The organism is Psychrobacter sp. Sarcosine-02u-2 (assembly GCF_002836335.1).
GTDB lineage: Bacteria > Pseudomonadota > Gammaproteobacteria > Pseudomonadales > Moraxellaceae > Psychrobacter > Psychrobacter faecalis.
The window spans coordinates 1-293 of record NZ_PJBX01000089.1 but is presented as its reverse complement, the minus strand read 5'-3'; the positions used below and the strand labels follow the sequence as shown (position 1 = coordinate 293).

The 293-nt window shown below is 39.9% G+C and carries 1 protein-coding gene; it reads right to left on the bottom strand.

Annotated features, from left to right (window positions below; genetic code table 11):
- The coding region (locus CXF58_RS14195) for an IS1/IS1595 family N-terminal zinc-binding domain-containing protein (RefSeq protein WP_416375561.1) at positions 1–240 on the bottom strand (240 nt) is incomplete at its 3' end.
- Positions 241–293 lie beyond the last annotated feature (53 nt).

The window sequence follows — 293 nt, the reverse complement described above, 5'->3', positions numbered from 1 at the left end:
CCTTTGAATGGTTTTAAGACTACAGTGATACTTATCAGCCAGTTGTTTGTAGGTCTGTTTCCCTTGGGTATATTCAGTCCAAAGGGTTTGATTATTGAGTCTTTTACCACCTAAAAACTGCCGTCTGCAAGCCAGACATTGATACTGTTGTTTGCCTAGCTTGCGTCCATTCTTTTTGATGTGTTTATCACGACAAAAAGGGCAGTTTTTTGATTCATGGCGTTGATTCCTTGCAAATATAGACAGTATATAGCGTTAGACCCTACGCCAGCATGAATAATGTCCATTACACC